A 15,549-nucleotide genomic window follows, 5' to 3' on the forward strand; every position below is an offset into this window, starting at 1 on the left:
GCTTGCCAATGATGAGAAAGCTTCTCTGAGACAAGAACATGGCCCTTGATTCTCCAGGCTTTCCACGTTTCACCGATCTTCTTCATGACGTTTTCATTAGGACGTCCTGAACCGAGGATCCCAGAAATGAAAAGGCGCTCCATGGTATGGCCCCAAGCGGATGGTGGTAAGGGGTGGGAAAGTTTAGTGACACAGATTAGTCAGGACAAGTCCAACACGAGACTCCTAAGATGATTAGTCCAGCCTGGCTGTCGATGATGAAGAGTCATGTCCCCACCATTCCAATGCATAGAAAAGTTTACGGAAATTCTTTACGCATAACCTTCTTCATAGGGCGTTAGGGAGGGCAAGGCGCCGCATATAAAGAAACGACCGAATTGTATTCCTTCAGATATCGTCCAGAAGCAGTCTTTGAGTTAACTCCGTTCACAAGTGAGTTTTTAGAATACCACCTTAGCGTCAGCTCTGGCGCTAAGATCAAAAACTGCGAGAGCACCCATTCTGCTCAGTTCCTGCACGTCGATTCGAGCGGGAATCCTACATGGATGACCCGGCTCCCAAACACCGCCCTCCATCCGTGGTGCATTGAAGGCGGCAATGAGGTGGCCACATCTCGCAGGGCTATTCCAAGCACCCTTTGTTCGACCTCTCCATCGTAGCAATGCCGGGAGAGCCGCCAGAAAGCGAGCAAGTAGTGACGGTAAGACCCGACGGCGGTCTGGAGCTGCTCGATAGTGTGGATATTGCGGTGGTGCCTGGCTGGCATGACCTGAACGAAGCCCCGCCACCCGAGTTGGTTGCGGCGCTCGTCCGCTGTCATGACCGGGGCGCCCATGTGGTGGGGCTCTGTTACGGCACCTATGCCCTAAGCCTATGCCGGGCGGCTTGATGGCAGGCGGGCATCAACGCACTGGATTGCTGAGCAGGACTTCAGAGCCCGATTCCCAAAGGTCAAGCTGGTCACCAATGCACTCTACGTGGAGGAGGATCAACTGGTGACCTCGGCGGGCACGGCCGCTGGCATGGATTGCTGCTTGTGCCTGGTGCGCGAGTATTACGGCGCGCAGATCGCCAACAAGATTGCCCGCGTCATGGTGGTTCCGCCGCATCGGGAAGGTGGGCAGGCACAGTTCATTGAACAACCGGTTGCCGTCTCCACCCAGGATGCCCATATCAATCGCCTGCTCGACTACCTGCGCGAACATCTGGCCTCCTCGCACACTATCGACGAACTCGCCGCCCGAACGGCCATGAGTCGGCGAACCTTTACGCGCCATTTTCATAAAGCCACCGGAATGACGGTCGTAGAGTGGCTGGTCAACGAGCGTTTACGGCGCGGGCGCGAGCTGTTGGAAACCACCTCCTTGTCGGTAGAAGCCATTGCGGAAAAAAGCGGCTTTCACACGGCAACTTCGTTTTGGCAACATTTCAGGCAGCGCCATCAGGTCAGCCCCCGCGACTGGCGCAAGATCTTCGGCGACAATGTCTGACTATCCTGCCAAACTTCTCGTGTCAAAACGTCAGAATTGGCGCTGCGTACCCCTTCTCAAAGCAAAGGAGTTGCAAATGAAGCACCATGAAAAACTTGGACAAGTTGGGCGCAAAAGCTTTTCCCTACTGGCTCGGCTCGGCCGCTACGAACTAGCAATGCTGCTATGCGTCGCGGTACTTTCCGGTGGAATTTGGGGGTTCGTCGCGCTGGCCGACGAAGTTATCGAGGGGGACACCCGTAGCATCGATGAGAGCCTACTGCTCGCCCTTCGCAACCCCGCAGATCTTAGCGACCCGATCGGGCCAGGCTGGGTTGAGGAAATGGGCCGGGACTTCACCGCACTGGGCGGTGTCGGCGTGCTGGTACTCATCACATTGGGCGCCCTAGGCTACCTGTTACTTGCCAGACACTATCGCGCGGCTCTCTTTGCCTCAATCGCGGTGCCCGGTGGCATACTTCTCAGCACTGTGATGAAGCTGGGCTTTGACCGCCCTCGCCCCGATCTCGTGCCTCATGAAGCTATGGTCTATACCGCGAGCTTTCCCAGCGGCCACTCAATGATGTCTGCCGTGACCTACCTCACCCTGGCAGCGCTACTCATTCGCGTACAGCCCGCGCTGAGGCTAAAGGCTTACCTTTTGATACTGGCGATATTGCTGACCTTGCTGGTGGGCATAAGCCGCGTTTACCTTGGGGTTCATTGGCCGACCGATGTACTTGCCGGTTGGACGGCCGGGGCTAGCTGGGCAGCACTGTGCTGGATCGTGATGCACTGGCTTCAGCGGCATGGGCAGTTAGAACCGGAAGAGAGCAGTTCCAGCATCGAATAACGTGGCTCAAACAGCGCTGGGTAACACAGAGGGTGTTGCCCAGCCACCTGGAAGAACGAATATTTAGCTTGAAGCCGATTAAAAGGGGCTGATGACATCCAGACCAGCCAGCCACGCCAGTGCACTACTTGCAAAATCAGCGCTTTTTGGGCGTTCTGGGAGGAAAATAGCCGCTTAAAAGCCAGCGTAGAATATTGCTCGGTTCAATTATCGGACAAAAAAATAACTTTAGTCACAGCTAACAAATAAGCTTAACCCTATAGAAACAAAGAATTAGCTTGTAGTGGAGCAAGGTACAGTCTGTCTACTTCCTGAAGATTTCATATGGCCAGGGTGAGGCCAGCTTTTACGTTTTAGCAGAGTATTAACTATATACAATGCGCGTCGACACTTTATGCGCTAACATCAGCTCACGGAAGCTGGTTTCATACAGCTTAACGGGTCAACTAATGGATTAATAGAGGCAAATAGCATGAGCAAAGGAAAAGACAGTAAAAAAGACACTAAAAAGAAACCCCTTCTAACAGCCAAAGAAAAGAAAGCTGCTAAATCATCAAAGAAAAGCGAAACCAACGTACTAGGTAACTAAGCGAGCCTAACTCAGCACTACCGCTCACTGCTAAGACTAATAGCAAAATGCAGTAGTGTTAGGAGTTACTTTTGATAGAACGAAACTTTGTTACCTTACATAATTTCAAACAGCCCCTTCACGCTCTTGCCTTTCACTTTTAATTGACCACTGCATAAACCACGCCAATAAAAACTGCAAAGGTAAGCGGGCATATAAATACAGCCTAGGTATATAAAAATATTGCTCAGAGTATAATGCCAGATTTATATCGGCAGATATCTGACGGTGCTTTTCAGCTTAGGGAGACCCATGAGCAGTTGCACCGCTACACGCAGCAACACGCCTGCCTAGCGTCCTGTGTAAGCCTTAATCGCCACTCCGGAACTCGCCTATATAGCGAATGGTTTCACAAATAAAGTCTATATTTACCTTAAATAAAAAAACGCTCAGGAAAACGAGGTGGAGAGGAAGGTAAACCGCCCAACCACGCTCTCGTAAATCAAGGGCTCGACCTCAAGCGAACAAGCAGGCATGGTGAGTATTATTATCCACCATCAGCGAACCAACAGGAGGTTATGCCAATGCCGAACTCTCTTACTCAAAACCTATGCAGGATGGGGCTATTATCGCTCTTGGTGCTGTCTCCCAATGCCTTCAGCCAACAACAACCGGGGGCAGCCTCCGGTAATGATGTCACTACCGAGTCGTTCCAGGATTGGGAAGTCCGTTGCCAGCGTAGTGCCGAGGGCCCGAGCCCTTGTGCGATGTCGCAATTGATCACTCAACCTGACAGCGACCAACCCTTGATGCAGGTAATTCTTGACTACCCGCCTCAGATCGATGACCCGGTGATGAGCTTCTTCGTGCCGCTAGGGGTACGTCTGGCCCCGGGCTTGCAATTCAGTGTGGATAACGCTGAGCCAGTCCAATTCCCCTATCAGGTATGCCAAGAGCAAGGGTGCCGTGCTGACGTGCCCATTGAGTCGTCGATGTTGCAGCAACTCCGCAGTGGCAATACAGCAACCCTCAGCATGATTAGTCCACGCGGTGAACGCATGGACATAGATATTTCGCTGATCGGCTTTACCGATGCTAGTACCCGCATCGCTCCCTGATCTTAGGGGCCTTGCCCGACAAAGCCGGCTAAAAGGGCCGGCAAGCCTACTAAGCCGTTGCCAGCAGGCGTATGTTTACGCCTGCTGCCGTGGTGGCAATTACAGAGGTTACGCCTTCATCATAAGCCAACTGCCATCCCTCACCGAGGCTACCCGCTAACACAACTACTGGAACACCCATTTCCCGTGCGCAGCGGGCAATGCCAATTGGGGTCTTCCCTGCCATACTTTGACCGTCTAGCCTTCCCTCGCCGGTAATGACCAAATCGACAAGCTCAAGTCGTTGTCGAAACCCGACCTGGGTCATCACCAATTCAATACCTGGACACAGCTCCGCCCCGAGAAAGGTGCGTGCCGCGAACCCCATCCCTCCAGCAGCCCCTGAACCGGGTAATTCACGGAAGTCATTTCCCAGAGTCTCAGCCACCTTGCTGGCGAAATGTGCTAGTGCAGCATCCAATATGACGACATCTTTTTCGCTAGCGCCTTTTTGAGGGCCGAATACAACACTGGCACCGCGCTCACCGACCAGCGGATTATCTACATCCACGGCGGTCTCAACGATCACCTCAGACAGACGCGAATCAAGTCCATCAAGCTCCACTTGAGCAAGATTGATCAGAGCCGCCCCACCGGGCGACAGAGGTCGTCCTTGGTCATCAAGCAATCTTGCCTCTAAAGCCTGCAGCATGCCTGCACCCGCGTCGTTGGTCGCACTCCCCCCTAGCATGAGTATTATGCGCTTAGCACCCGCGTTCAGAGCGGCGATAATCAGCTCACCTACCCCATGGGTGGAGCTATGCAGTGCCGTGCGCTCCAGAAGAGTCAGGTGCTGCAGACCACACGCTTCAGCCAGTTCAATATATGCTGTGAAATTAATGGGATGCCAGCCCCACGCTGCCTGACGAAGTTCTCCCAAAGGTCCCTGCACCGTCTGGTAATGCCGCTCCGCTCCTGTAGCGTCAATCAAAGCATCCAAAGTACCTTCCCCACCATCGCCCATCGGGCAAGCATCATACTGTGCAGATGGTAAAGCTCTACAAATACCGTCAGTGATCGCGCTGACGGCCTCGCTAGCCGAGAGAGCATCTTTAAAGCTATCTGGCGCTAGGATGATGTGCATCGCTCACCTCCTCTAGGTTCTCCTTAGGATGGCGTGCCGAGCGGCGGGTGCTGTTTCGCAGCATTGGCGTTACCGGGAGCATGATGTGCTCCGTATTAATGTCGATCTGATTGATTTGTGCCATCAGTAGCTCAGTAGCCTTCAAGACCATTAATTCCACCGGCTGTTTCAGGGTTGTCAGGGAATGACTCGGCCAATCCGCCATCGGTATATCGTCGAAACCAATGACCGATACGTCATCAGGCACTGCAAGCCCGAATTCATGCCGCAAGGTATCAATAGCAGCGATTGCCATCAGATCGTTAGCACAAAACAGCGCATCCGGTGGTGTTGAATTAGCAAACAGGCGCCTCGTTGCATGGCAGGCATCTGCGTACCGGTAGTTACCGACCTCCATCGCATAGCAATCCACACCCACATCGGCAAGTCCTTTCAGAAAGCCGGCTTGCCGCTGGAGGTCGGTGGAAGAGTCTGGCAACCCTGCCAGATAGGCAATACGGCGATGACCAAGGGAGGAAAGGTAGTGACCTGCCCAATACCCCCCGCTGTAGTTATCACTGCCGACTTGGCTTATACCATCAAAATTGACAGTACGATTGATGACAACGAAAGGAATACCAAAATTCGCCACCTCCTCTGCCTGGGCGCTATCCATGGTTATCGCCAGCATCAGCACCCCCTCGACTTGGCTTCTAATTATGTCGTCAATTACCGTAGCGAAACCGTTATCTGACGGAGCAAAGAAAAGCTGAAGATGGTAGCCCTGTTGCTGAAAGTAGCGTGACGCCTTTTCCAGCATGACACTGTAGAAAGGATTTTCGAGGCTGTAAGCCACTACAGCAATGGTACGACTCGATCTGGTAATCAGCGAGCGCGCAATGGAGTTGGGGCGATATCCTAGCTCCCGGGCTGCCTCCAGCACCCTTTTGCGCGTTTTCTCCGCCACCTTGGCATCAGCTGAAAAGCTGCGACTCACTGCTGACTGAGACACACCAGCTAACTTCGCCACATCGCGGGAGGTTACGGATTTTCTTTTCATGCATCACGCTCCCAGAGGGCCGTTTAGATCATATACAGCCCGATTCATCAGAACCAAAGGCAGTGACTTACCGTACTCACTCTCAAACCTTTTCAAGAGACCGATACTGGTCGATCTTTTTCACGTAAACTTTGCTGTTATCTAATGCTCCTTGCACTTCATCATCGGTTAGCTCTCTGACCACCTTAGCGGGCACACCCATAATTAACGAGCGTGGAGGGAATCGTTTGCCCGAGGTGACCAAAGCGCCGGCACCTATGATGCAATGATCACCAATTTCTGCGCCATTGAGTAAAGTTGCGTTCATGCCCACCAGTACGCCATCGCCGATTTTACAACCATGTAACATGGCTAGGTGCCCTACGGTCACCTGACAGCCGATGTCGACCGGGTAACCAGGGTCGGTATGTATCACACAGCCATCTTGCAGATTGCTGCCTTCCCCGACGGTGATAGGTTCATTATCCCCTCGTAGCACTGCGCCAGGCCAGACAGAGACTTCGTGAGCAAGATGAATACGCCCGATAAGCGTAGCTTCTTCCATCACCATGGCATCTGGCGCTATCTCGGGAACGTTACCTTCGAGTCGATATACTGGCATTAAGTACTCTCCCTAGAAGCCGACTTGGTCGCCACCTTTAAGTTGAAGTATCTCGCGTGCTTCGTCGGGCGTTGCTATTTCAAAGGAAAGGCCTTCGAGAATTTCGCGTACTTTGGCTACTTGTGCTGCGTTGCTTTCGGCTAACTTGCCCGGAGAAAGCCATAGTGAGTCTTCAAGGCCGACGCGAACATGGCCTCCAATGGCTGCCGCCTGAGCAGCAATCCGCATCTGGTTGCCTCCGGCACCCAGCACTGACCACTCGTAGTCATCACCGAATAAGCGGTTGGCGGTTCGGCGCATATGCATAACATCCTCGGGGTGGGGGCCGATACCGCCCAGGATGCCGAACACACTCTGCACGAAGACTTTTCCACTAATAATGCCGCGATCCATCAAATTGCGTAAATTGTAAAGATGGCCAATATCGTAGCATTCACATTCAAAGCGAGTGCCGTTCTCTGCACCAAGTGTCATGGCCTTTTCGATATCAGCGAAAGTGTTCTTGAACACTAAGTCGCGACTATTCTCAAGATGGGCGCGCTCCCAATCGTGCTTGAGATCCTCATATCGGTTAAGCATGGGAAAAAGCCCAAAGTTCATCGACCCCATGTTCATAGAGGCAAGCTCAGGCTTAAACTCCATGGCTGGCCGCATACGTTCCTCAACGGTCATGTGAGGGCTGCCACCAGTGGTAAGGTTGATGACCGCGTCGGTAGCTTTCTTGATACGCGGTAGAAACCGCTCGAAGACAGCTGGATCTTGTGTGGGCTTACCGTTATCGAGATCGCGGGCATGAAGGTGAAGTATGGAAGCGCCTGCATCAGCGGCAGCGATACCAGCCTCGGCAATCTCTTCAGGTGTTACCGGTAGGTGTGGCGACATGGAGGGCGTATGGATGGCACCGGTTACTGCACAGGTGATTATGACTTTACGTTTATTAGCCATCAGAAGTTTCTCCTAGTTAAAGTGAAAAAGTTATTTGGTATCGATATGGCGCTGATGAGCCATCAGCGCCATTAGGCGTCGGTCGCGCCAAGCTTGTCGCTCAGCTAGACCTTCGGAAGGTAGCTGTGACCGGCGTTCTTGGCCCAAGGCAGCCAGGGTTGCGGTATCCCAGGGGTCATCATCGCTGCGCTGACGGTCGACATCGCGGTAAAGTGGCCCATAGCGCTGGCCGTAATCGACGACTCCATTAGGCGCATTGAGGTCGATGGTCTCGAAAGGCCCCATAAACGACCAACGCAGGCCAAGTCCGTGTTTAACTGTCTTATCCAGATCCTCAGCGGAAACATAGCCATCGCGAAACAGGCGTAGCGCTTCGTTCAACAATGCGCCTTGCAAACGATTGAGAATGAAGCCTTGGACTTCCTTCCGAACCAGTATCGGGGTTTGCTGAGCCTGTTCCATCAGTTGCATGGTGCGGTTCACCGCTGCTTCCGAAGTGTCTGGTGATGGGGCTACTTCGACGAGTGGAATCAAGTAAGGCGGATTGACGGGATGTGCTACTAAGCAGCGCTCAGGGTGTTTCAGATGGTTTGTGAACCGAGACGCGGCGATGCCGGAGGTAGAGCTAGCCAACACGGTATCTATGGCCACCACCGACTCAAGTTCTGAATAGATACGTCGTTTGGCATCAATGTCTTCTGGCCCACATTCCTGAACGTACTCAACATCCCTCATAGCATGCGCCAGATTGTTTTCTGTCTGGATGAGAGATAGCGGAACCTCAATATCTTCAATTAGGCCAGCCTGAAATAAGTCTTGAAGAGACTGCCGAATGCCGTCTCGGACTTGGCTGAGAGCGCTAGCATCAACATCATAGAGACATACAGACATCCCGCTTCGTGCAAAGACAATGGCCCAAGCCCGGCCAATCAAGCCTGCGCCGATAATTCCTATACGTGCTGTCATGAGGCTGCTCCTATATCAGTCACAAAGACTCAACGTTGGCGCAGACACTCAGCGCCTGGCCTGAAACATTGGAACCACCAGGTGCCGACAGGAACAGGGCCATAGACGCTATGTCGGAGGGTTCAACCATGCGTCGCATAGATATCTTAGAAAGATTTTCCTGCTCCATTTCGGCATAGCTAAGCCCACGCTTGACCGCACGATCTTCAATGACCTTTTCGATACGCGGTCCACGCACGATGCCAGGTAGAATTGCGTTGACTCTCACCCCTTCTGGGCCGAGCTCAATTGCCAAGCTCTTAGTCAGTCCGACGACAGCCCATTTGCTGGCGGCATAAGGAGTGCGGTATGCAAAGCCCAGGCGACCTGCGACTGATGCCAAGTTGATCAACAGCCCCTGGCTTTCCTTCAGTAACGGCGTCGCGCGGTGAGCAACCCGGTACTGACCATTGAGATTGATGTCGATAGTACGGGTCCAGGCGTCATTATCGATCTCATCGATCCCCGCAGTGGGCCCTGCGATGCCAGCATTATTAACGACGACGTCAAGCCCACCCAGAGAGACGACATCTTGGAACAGCCGGTCGACGTCTTCCTCTTTGCTGACATCCGCCACAGTGTGTGAGATGCCCTCCGGCAGCGAGGCCAAGGCCTGGGTGTCGATATCACAAACGTGCACTCGTGCGCCCGCCTCCTGGAAGGCCTTAGCGATTGCTAAGCCGATACCATTGGCACCAGCGGTAATCAGCACTCTGAGGCCATGGCGTGGCGTTAAACTTTCTACAACGGTCATAAGGTTTCTCTCCTTGGAGGGGTTTACAGCGAAGGCAGCCAAGTAGACAGGAAAGGCAGCAGGCTGATAATCAGAAGATTGATGAGTACGATTCCTACGAAGGGCAGTACGGACCAGGTGAGTCGAGCGATACTAATATTAGCTATCTGTGATGCCACGAAGAGGTTGAGGCCGACCGGTGGGGTGAACATTCCCATGGCCAGGTTGACCACCATTATGATCCCGAAGTGGACAGGGTCGAATCCGAAGCTGATCGCAATGGGTAACAGGATAGGCACGAAGATCAGGATCGCCGCTGCTGCCTCAATAAACATTCCTGCAAACAACAGCAGGAGATTGGCCAGGATAATGAACAGTAGTGGGCTGTCGATGGCCGATATTGCGAATTGGGACACCATATCAGGCACCCTTAGCCGCTGAAGCATACGACCATAGAGTCCTGCAGCGCCGATGATGCTTAGCACAATAGCGCTGGTAACAGCCGATTGTTTGAGGATATCAACCAGGCTGCTCAGTTTGATTTCCTTATAGATGACAAACCCGATCAGGAAAGAGTAAGCCACCGCGATGACTGCGGCTTCAGTCGGCGTGAATATGCCACTGTAGATACCGCCCAAGATGATGACTGGCATAAGGATTGCCAGGATCGCCTTGCGCCCCGCCCGCAGGACGTCCATCCAAGAACTCTTTTCGATACTCCCAGCCAAACCATTCGCCTTGGCGAAGAAGTAGGCAAAGATCAGCAGAGTCAGCGTTACTAGGATGCCGGGCAGAATGCCTGCGATGAACATGTCCCCCACGGACACATTGGCAGCTATCCCGTAAAGAATCAGCGGGATGCTGGGCGGGATAATGACGCCGAGGGCGCCGGAGGCAGCTTGGTTGGCGGCGGTATAGCCTCCAGGGTAACCCTTGGCCAGCATGGCCGGTATCAAGATGGAGCCGATGGCAGCGGTTGTGGCTGCGCCAGATCCTGAGATGGCCGCGAAGAAAAGTGAAGTGACGATGGCCACCATCGCCAAGCCGCCCGTCATACTGCCGACCAGGGTGTTGGAGAAGTCGACCAGACGCCGGGATATTCCACCGCTCTGCATCAAGGAACCCGCGAGGATGAAGAAGGGTATCGCCATCAACGGGAAGGAGTTCACCGAAGCGATGAGCTGTTGGGGAACGATCAACATGGGTGATAAATCCCCATGCCAAATAGTTATCGCAGAAGCTAGCCCGAGAGAGAGAGCAATGGGTACGCCGATGATGAACAGCGAAATCAGCAGTAGGAACAAGAGCAGTGCCATGGTCAGTTCACCTCCTGCTTGGGCTGATTGTGAATATTGAGTGCCTCATCAAGCAACAGCCCCAGGCTATTGATCATGATAACCACGCCTCCAACGGGAATGGCCATGTAAGGCCACATCATAGAAATTCTAGTACTGGGTGCTGTCTGGCTGGCGACCCGATCCATCAGGTCGTAACCGTGTTTCATCAAGATAAAGGCGAAGAGAGCGGAACACAGGATGATGGCAATTCGCAGCAGGCGCGCCAGTGTTCTTCCAGCGTGTTCCAGTAAGATGTCCACGGAGATTAGTGTGCCCTTACGATAGGCATATCCAGCTCCGAGAAAGGTCAACCAGAGCATGGAGAAGCGGGCTATTTCATCTGAGAAGAACAGCGGGCTGCCTACGACAAAACGGGCAAATACCTGCCAGAAGATAAGTACCGTCATCACTAACAACAATCCGGCCAATATCCAGCCGATCAGACGGTTAAACTCATCAATGGCTCTGTGGGCCAGTAGTAGATAAGACTTCATGGCTGCCTCATGCGTCGGAAAAGCGCCCGCAGGACGTCGTGTTACCTGCGGACGTTGTGGGCTCAGTATTCGTAATTGACGGCAGCGTCGACCAGATCCTCACCGATGGTGGGGGCCCACTCTTCAAGGACAGGTTTGACCGCTTCGCGAAACGGGGCAAGGTCGGGATGGGTTACGGTCATGCCCAATTCTTCGAGTTGCCCGAGGTAACGCTGTTCTAACTCCTGACTGGCCTCACGCTGTACCGGCAAGGCAATCTGGGCCGCCTCCATGATGATCGCCTGGTCTTCTTCGCTGAAAGAATTGAACAGATCCAGGCCCATCATCAGTGGCGCTGGCGAATAGACGTGTTGTGTCATGTTCAGGTAGTCCTGAACTTCGTAGAAGTTAACGTCATAGATGGTGGCCAAGGGGTTTTCCTGGCTATCCATAACACCTTGCTGGAGGGCGGTGTAAACCTCGGTCCATGCCATGGGTGTCGCGTTAGCACCCAGTGCTTCCCAGGTATCGACCTGGACGCGACTTTCCTGTGTGCGGTGGTTAATGCCTTCCAGATCGCTGGGTTTCTCGATTGGACGTACCGAGTTGGTGTTGTGGCGGAAGCCGTTCTCCATCCACGCCAGAAACTTCACGTTCATGCCTTCCTCGGCCAGCCGTGCGAGCTCCTCGCCATGCTCGCTGTCTAGAAAGGCATAGGCATGCTCGTGGTTCTCGAAGACGTAGGGTAAGTCAAAGAGCATGAATTCATCGACGAAGCCTCCCATCGGACCGGTGGAGGAAATGCCCGCATCGATGATGCCAAAGCCCATGCCTTCAACGACTTCGCGTTCAGCACCCAATGCGTTGTCGTAGTGGGGCTCAATGGTCAGTCGGCCTTCTGAGAGGCGCTCAAGCTCGTCACCAAACTTAAGAACCCCAATACCCTGCTGTGAGTCAGGGCCGAGCGGTAGACTCACATTGATAACACGTTCTGCTTGTGCAACAGCTTGGGTTGAAGCGACCAAAGCGATGGCAGCGGCCAAAGATGTGAGCGGAAGAAAAAGCTTCATACAGCACTCCTAGTTGTAATCCAGCAATAACGCTGTGCGTATTGTCGTTGTAGTCTGTCAGTTGCTTCATACGGGCCTCAGCCATGATTCTGCAATGCTGCTCAAGCCCAATTGAAGTTATAGAAGAGAATGCATACGTATGCAAAAATATTGGAGATATGCCTTTAAAATCTAGTTGTATCTAACTGATTAAAAAGGAATATACTTTAGTATTATCCATGAATACGTAGTCATATATGTTTAACAAATACGGGGGTCATTATTAATATAAGCTGAGTGAAGTAATACGCAAGCTTCCCTGGATTATTTTTTTAAAGGTAATCAAGAGCTTATAAGCAAAACGTTGAATGAAGGCAGAGACTCTGCCCCCAATACAATACAATACACCCCACTGTCCGAGACAAAATCTGTCAGGTCTGACTAATGAACAGAAACTCATTTCACTGGGATGCATAGTGCGGTGCTCTTAGATTGCTCTGAGTTGTTGCGTCAGCAGTTTATGGGGTTTCGGTAACAACGAGTTAGAATGTCAGCTTTGAACGGTAGCACCCATACAGGAATTTCCTGTTTCGGCCAGAAGCCGCCATTGAGACTTTCCTGATGTAACGCCAACATTCAGCAGCGGCCTTTACGTAGCGAAGCGGAGAAAAGGCCATCCGGTGGAGGGCCGAAGGCCCAGAACGAACTAGAACTAATGGTTAGATTAAAACAATATCCGCACGGCCTGAGCTGCCTGATGGGGAATCAAAACCGTAAGAGGTGGAGCCTAATGAGGTTTCGCGAGCAGGTGCTGAAAGTCGCCGCCACGCTCACCATGCATGCATTGCGGGTGACCTTGCACCTGGGAGCCGCCGCCGACAATTGGTGGCCAACCCTAATGCGAGGAGGGCCAAGATTGGCCGCATTGTCCTAACCGCCACCACGACCGCCTTTCTTAAGGCATCGTCCAGTGGTCGAGGGGGCCGTGAGCAAGCGCCCCGCCCTCTTTACTTGATATTATAAGCGACAAGTATTTAGAGAATAAATGAGCATATGTGGCGGTGCTGCCATGTCGTTGGCAGAAGAATAAGAACCGGAAGCGTGCGATCAGCCACTTTAACAAGACCGTGATGAATCACACGGGTTACCAGTTGACGGTTATGACCACGCTGATCATTGGGGTGAAGAAAACAGGTCTGTCCCCATTTTTGTCCCCCATTTTCGATACCGGAAGCGAAATGCAGCCGTTGGTCTAATGTTAGAAGAATGGGTATGTGATTTTCGACCTACGGACATGACTGATGACTGACTACTTTGTTCAGGCGTTTATCTACCTGGTGGCAGCGGTAATCGCGGTGCCACTGGCCAGACAGTTCGGGCTGGGGTCGGTACTCGGTTATCTGGTGGCCGGTGTGGTCATAGGACCGGTGACAGGACTGGTGGGTCAGGAGGCCCTTACTCTTCAGCATTTTGCCGAGTTCGGCGTGGTAATGATGCTGTTCCTGGTGGGGATGGAGCTTGACCCAAAATCCCTCTGGGCCATGCGGGTCAGGCTGCTCGGTCTTGGCGGCCTGCAGGTCACACTGACTGCAGCCGCCGCCACCTATTTTGCTTGGTCCCAGGGGATGGCCTGGCAAACAGCCGTGGCAGTAGGGTTTCTCTTCTCCCTCTCTTCAACAGCGATTGTCTTGCAAACACTTACCGAAAGGGGGCTAGTCAAAACCGAAGGTGGCCAGAGTGCCTTCTCAGTGCTGCTTTTCCAGGACATTGCAGTGATTCCCATGCTGGCCGTTATCCCGCTGCTGGCCGTGTCCGAAATGTCCGGTAGTGGCAGCGAGGGCGGGCATAGCAGCCTCAGCCTGGTTGAGAACCTGCCGGGCTGGGCGCATGGGCTGGCCGTTGTCGGCGCGATCGTGATCGTGATTATCTGTGGCCATTACCTGAGTAGGCCGCTGTTCCGCTACGTGGTGCAATCCGGCATGCGGGAAGTATTCACCGCCGCGTCCCTGATGCTGATTATCGGCATCGCGGCGCTCATGAGCCTAGTGAACCTCTCACCTGCGCTCGGCGCATTCCTGGCCGGTGTGGTCCTCGCCAACAGCGAATTCCGGCACGAGTTGGAAGCCAATATCGAACCTTTCAAGGGGCTACTGCTGGGGCTTTTCTTCATGACCGTAGGCGCGGGAATCAATTTCGGCGTTCTGGCGGCTTCATGGGATACGATCTTTCTTCTCGCCCTGGCGGTTATCATTGGCAAGACGCTGATTCTGTTTGGCTTGGCTTTCGCATTCGGCATCCGCGGCAGTGAAGGCTGGTTGTTCAGCCTCGGGCTGGCCCAGGCCGGTGAGTTCGGGTTTGTGCTGCTGACCTACAGTACCCAGAACCAAGTTATCCCTGCAGACACCGCTCAGGTGCTGTCACTGGTGGTGGCCCTGTCCATGTTCCTGACACCGCTGTTGTTCATTGTCTATGACCGGGTGGTGCTGCCACGCTATCAGAAGGCTTCCAATGAAGAAGCAGAGCCGGACGAGATAGAAGAGCAGGCCCCGGTGATCGTGGCAGGGGTCGGCCGCTTCGGACAGATCGTGTGTCGTTTGCTTCGCGCCAACAACATTCCCAGCGTAGCCCTGGACCATGCTCTGGATCAGATCGAAAATCTGCGCCTGATCCAACTGAAAAGTTACTTTGGCGACGCCACCCGCATCCAGCTACTGGAAACCGCCGGCATTGCCGAGGCACGCCTGCTCGTCGTCGCCATCGATGACCGCGACCGGGCCGTGAGCCTGGTGCGTCACGTCAAACAGCTTTACCCAGAGGTCTGGATACTCGCCCGCGCCTTCGACCGCGGCCATGGTTACGAGCTGCGTGAAGCCGGCGCCGACGACGTGGTGAGCGAGACCTACTACTCCGCCCTGGAACTCGGCGGCGAGGCCCTCACGGCCATGGGCGTCCACCCACAACGCGCGCGCCGGATGACCCGCTCCTTTATCGCCAGCGAAAAAGCCCACGAAGATCAACTGTTCGACACATGGCGCAATATAGAAGAAGGCATCCACTTCAGCCCGCGCTACGGGGAGTTGTTCATGAAGCTCGAAGAGGCATTGGATCATGCCATGCGGGAGGACGTACGGCTAACCGAGGACGAAACACTGGCATGGACACCACCAAAGAACAATGGTTGATCGCGAAAACAAAGAGATACTAGAAGGCCGTCCCACGTTTGGTTGCGTCTTTTA

The 15,549-nt window shown here is 53.5% G+C and carries 14 protein-coding genes and 1 pseudogene; 6 read left to right on the forward strand and 9 right to left on the reverse strand.

The features are described from left to right. Positions 1-694 precede the first annotated feature (694 nt). The 4 genes from HALA3H3_RS27180 (at position 695) to HALA3H3_RS22295 (ending at position 4,008) form a co-directional block, all read left to right on the forward strand. A complete protein-coding gene (locus HALA3H3_RS27180; RefSeq protein ID WP_199105108.1) occupies positions 695-889 on the forward strand; it encodes a hypothetical protein in 195 nt (64 codons plus the stop codon). A 106-nt stretch (positions 890-995) separates the two neighbouring features. Continuing rightward, positions 996-1,490 (forward strand): helix-turn-helix domain-containing protein, encoded by a 495-nt coding sequence (locus HALA3H3_RS27185; RefSeq protein WP_199105110.1) that lies wholly within the window; start codon positions 996-998, stop codon positions 1,488-1,490. A 76-nt stretch (positions 1,491-1,566) separates the two neighbouring features. Beyond that, on the forward strand, positions 1,567-2,322 hold the full coding sequence (locus HALA3H3_RS22290; protein WP_022523767.1) for a phosphatase PAP2 family protein: 756 nt from the start codon (positions 1,567-1,569) through the stop codon (positions 2,320-2,322). A 1,146-nt stretch (positions 2,323-3,468) separates the two neighbouring features. After that, a complete protein-coding gene (locus HALA3H3_RS22295) occupies positions 3,469-4,008 on the forward strand; it encodes an invasion associated locus B family protein (RefSeq protein ID WP_053857070.1) in 540 nt (179 codons plus the stop codon). Between the two features lie 49 nt (positions 4,009-4,057). Here HALA3H3_RS22295 and HALA3H3_RS22300 read toward each other — a convergent pair whose 3' ends face one another. The 9 genes from HALA3H3_RS22300 to HALA3H3_RS22340 all read right to left on the reverse strand — a co-directional run bounded on the left by HALA3H3_RS22300 (position 4,058) and on the right by HALA3H3_RS22340 (position 12,334). Beyond that, complete coding sequence (locus tag HALA3H3_RS22300; RefSeq protein WP_022523770.1) at positions 4,058-5,131, reverse strand: glycerate kinase; 1,074 nt, start codon at positions 5,129-5,131, stop codon at positions 4,058-4,060. Next, positions 5,106-6,170 carry a LacI family DNA-binding transcriptional regulator gene (locus tag HALA3H3_RS22305; RefSeq protein ID WP_008957891.1) on the reverse strand — a complete coding sequence of 355 codons (1,065 nt, stop codon included), beginning with the start codon at positions 6,168-6,170 and terminating at the stop codon, positions 5,106-5,108. The genes HALA3H3_RS22300 and HALA3H3_RS22305 overlap by 26 nt, the downstream gene beginning before the upstream one ends. 82 nt (positions 6,171-6,252) lie before the next feature. Next, entirely contained in the window at positions 6,253-6,771 is a 519-nt protein-coding gene (locus HALA3H3_RS22310; RefSeq protein ID WP_022523771.1) for a gamma carbonic anhydrase family protein, read from the reverse strand. A gap of 12 nt (positions 6,772-6,783) precedes the next feature. Then, entirely contained in the window at positions 6,784-7,716 is a 933-nt protein-coding gene (locus tag HALA3H3_RS22315) for a beta-keto acid cleavage family enzyme (protein WP_022523772.1), read from the reverse strand. Positions 7,717-7,746: 30 nt separating this feature from the next. After that, positions 7,747-8,682, reverse strand: coding sequence for a 3-hydroxyacyl-CoA dehydrogenase (locus tag HALA3H3_RS22320; protein WP_022523773.1), 936 nt, complete (start codon positions 8,680-8,682; stop codon positions 7,747-7,749). A gap of 19 nt (positions 8,683-8,701) precedes the next feature. Beyond that, on the reverse strand, positions 8,702-9,475 hold the full coding sequence (locus tag HALA3H3_RS22325) for an SDR family oxidoreductase (RefSeq protein WP_022523774.1): 774 nt from the start codon (positions 9,473-9,475) through the stop codon (positions 8,702-8,704). Positions 9,476-9,498: 23 nt separating this feature from the next. Next, on the reverse strand, positions 9,499-10,770 hold the full coding sequence (locus HALA3H3_RS22330; protein WP_008957886.1) for a TRAP transporter large permease: 1,272 nt from the start codon (positions 10,768-10,770) through the stop codon (positions 9,499-9,501). A gap of 2 nt (positions 10,771-10,772) precedes the next feature. Then, positions 10,773-11,285, reverse strand: coding sequence for a TRAP transporter small permease (locus tag HALA3H3_RS22335; RefSeq protein ID WP_022523775.1), 513 nt, complete (start codon positions 11,283-11,285; stop codon positions 10,773-10,775). 62 nt (positions 11,286-11,347) lie between these two features. After that, positions 11,348-12,334 (reverse strand): TRAP transporter substrate-binding protein, encoded by a 987-nt coding sequence (locus HALA3H3_RS22340; RefSeq protein ID WP_022523776.1) that lies wholly within the window; start codon positions 12,332-12,334, stop codon positions 11,348-11,350. Positions 12,335-13,007: 673 nt separating this feature from the next. Here HALA3H3_RS22340 and HALA3H3_RS27535 point away from each other — a divergent pair. Continuing rightward, a pseudogene (locus HALA3H3_RS27535) lies at positions 13,008-13,247 on the forward strand (IS1380 family transposase); the annotation flags it as partial. A 367-nt stretch (positions 13,248-13,614) separates the two neighbouring features. Continuing rightward, positions 13,615-15,495 carry a monovalent cation:proton antiporter-2 (CPA2) family protein gene (locus HALA3H3_RS22355; RefSeq protein WP_022523779.1) on the forward strand — a complete coding sequence of 627 codons (1,881 nt, stop codon included), beginning with the start codon at positions 13,615-13,617 and terminating at the stop codon, positions 15,493-15,495. Positions 15,496-15,549 lie beyond the last annotated feature (54 nt).

This window comes from Halomonas sp. A3H3 (genome assembly GCF_000982975.1).
Lineage (GTDB): Bacteria > Pseudomonadota > Gammaproteobacteria > Pseudomonadales > Halomonadaceae > Vreelandella > Vreelandella titanicae.

Coding starts and splice junctions, on each gene's coding strand:
- HALA3H3_RS22335 (WP_022523775.1), bottom strand. CDS start 11,285: ATGAAGTCTTATCTACTACTGGCCCACAGAGCCATTGATGAGTTTAAC.
- HALA3H3_RS22300 (WP_022523770.1), bottom strand. CDS start 5,131: ATGCACATCATCCTAGCGCCAGATAGCTTTAAAGATGCTCTCTCGGCT.
- HALA3H3_RS22295 (WP_053857070.1), top strand. CDS start 3,469: ATGCCAATGCCGAACTCTCTTACTCAAAACCTATGCAGGATGGGGCTA.
- HALA3H3_RS22330 (WP_008957886.1), bottom strand. CDS start 10,770: ATGGCACTGCTCTTGTTCCTACTGCTGATTTCGCTGTTCATCATCGGC.
- HALA3H3_RS22305 (WP_008957891.1), bottom strand. CDS start 6,170: ATGAAAAGAAAATCCGTAACCTCCCGCGATGTGGCGAAGTTAGCTGGT.
- HALA3H3_RS22315 (WP_022523772.1), bottom strand. CDS start 7,716: ATGGCTAATAAACGTAAAGTCATAATCACCTGTGCAGTAACCGGTGCC.
- HALA3H3_RS22320 (WP_022523773.1), bottom strand. CDS start 8,682: ATGACAGCACGTATAGGAATTATCGGCGCAGGCTTGATTGGCCGGGCT.
- HALA3H3_RS22355 (WP_022523779.1), top strand. CDS start 13,615: ATGACTGACTACTTTGTTCAGGCGTTTATCTACCTGGTGGCAGCGGTA.
- HALA3H3_RS22290 (WP_022523767.1), top strand. CDS start 1,567: ATGAAGCACCATGAAAAACTTGGACAAGTTGGGCGCAAAAGCTTTTCC.
- HALA3H3_RS22340 (WP_022523776.1), bottom strand. CDS start 12,334: ATGAAGCTTTTTCTTCCGCTCACATCTTTGGCCGCTGCCATCGCTTTG.
- HALA3H3_RS22310 (WP_022523771.1), bottom strand. CDS start 6,771: ATGCCAGTATATCGACTCGAAGGTAACGTTCCCGAGATAGCGCCAGAT.
- HALA3H3_RS22325 (WP_022523774.1), bottom strand. CDS start 9,475: ATGACCGTTGTAGAAAGTTTAACGCCACGCCATGGCCTCAGAGTGCTG.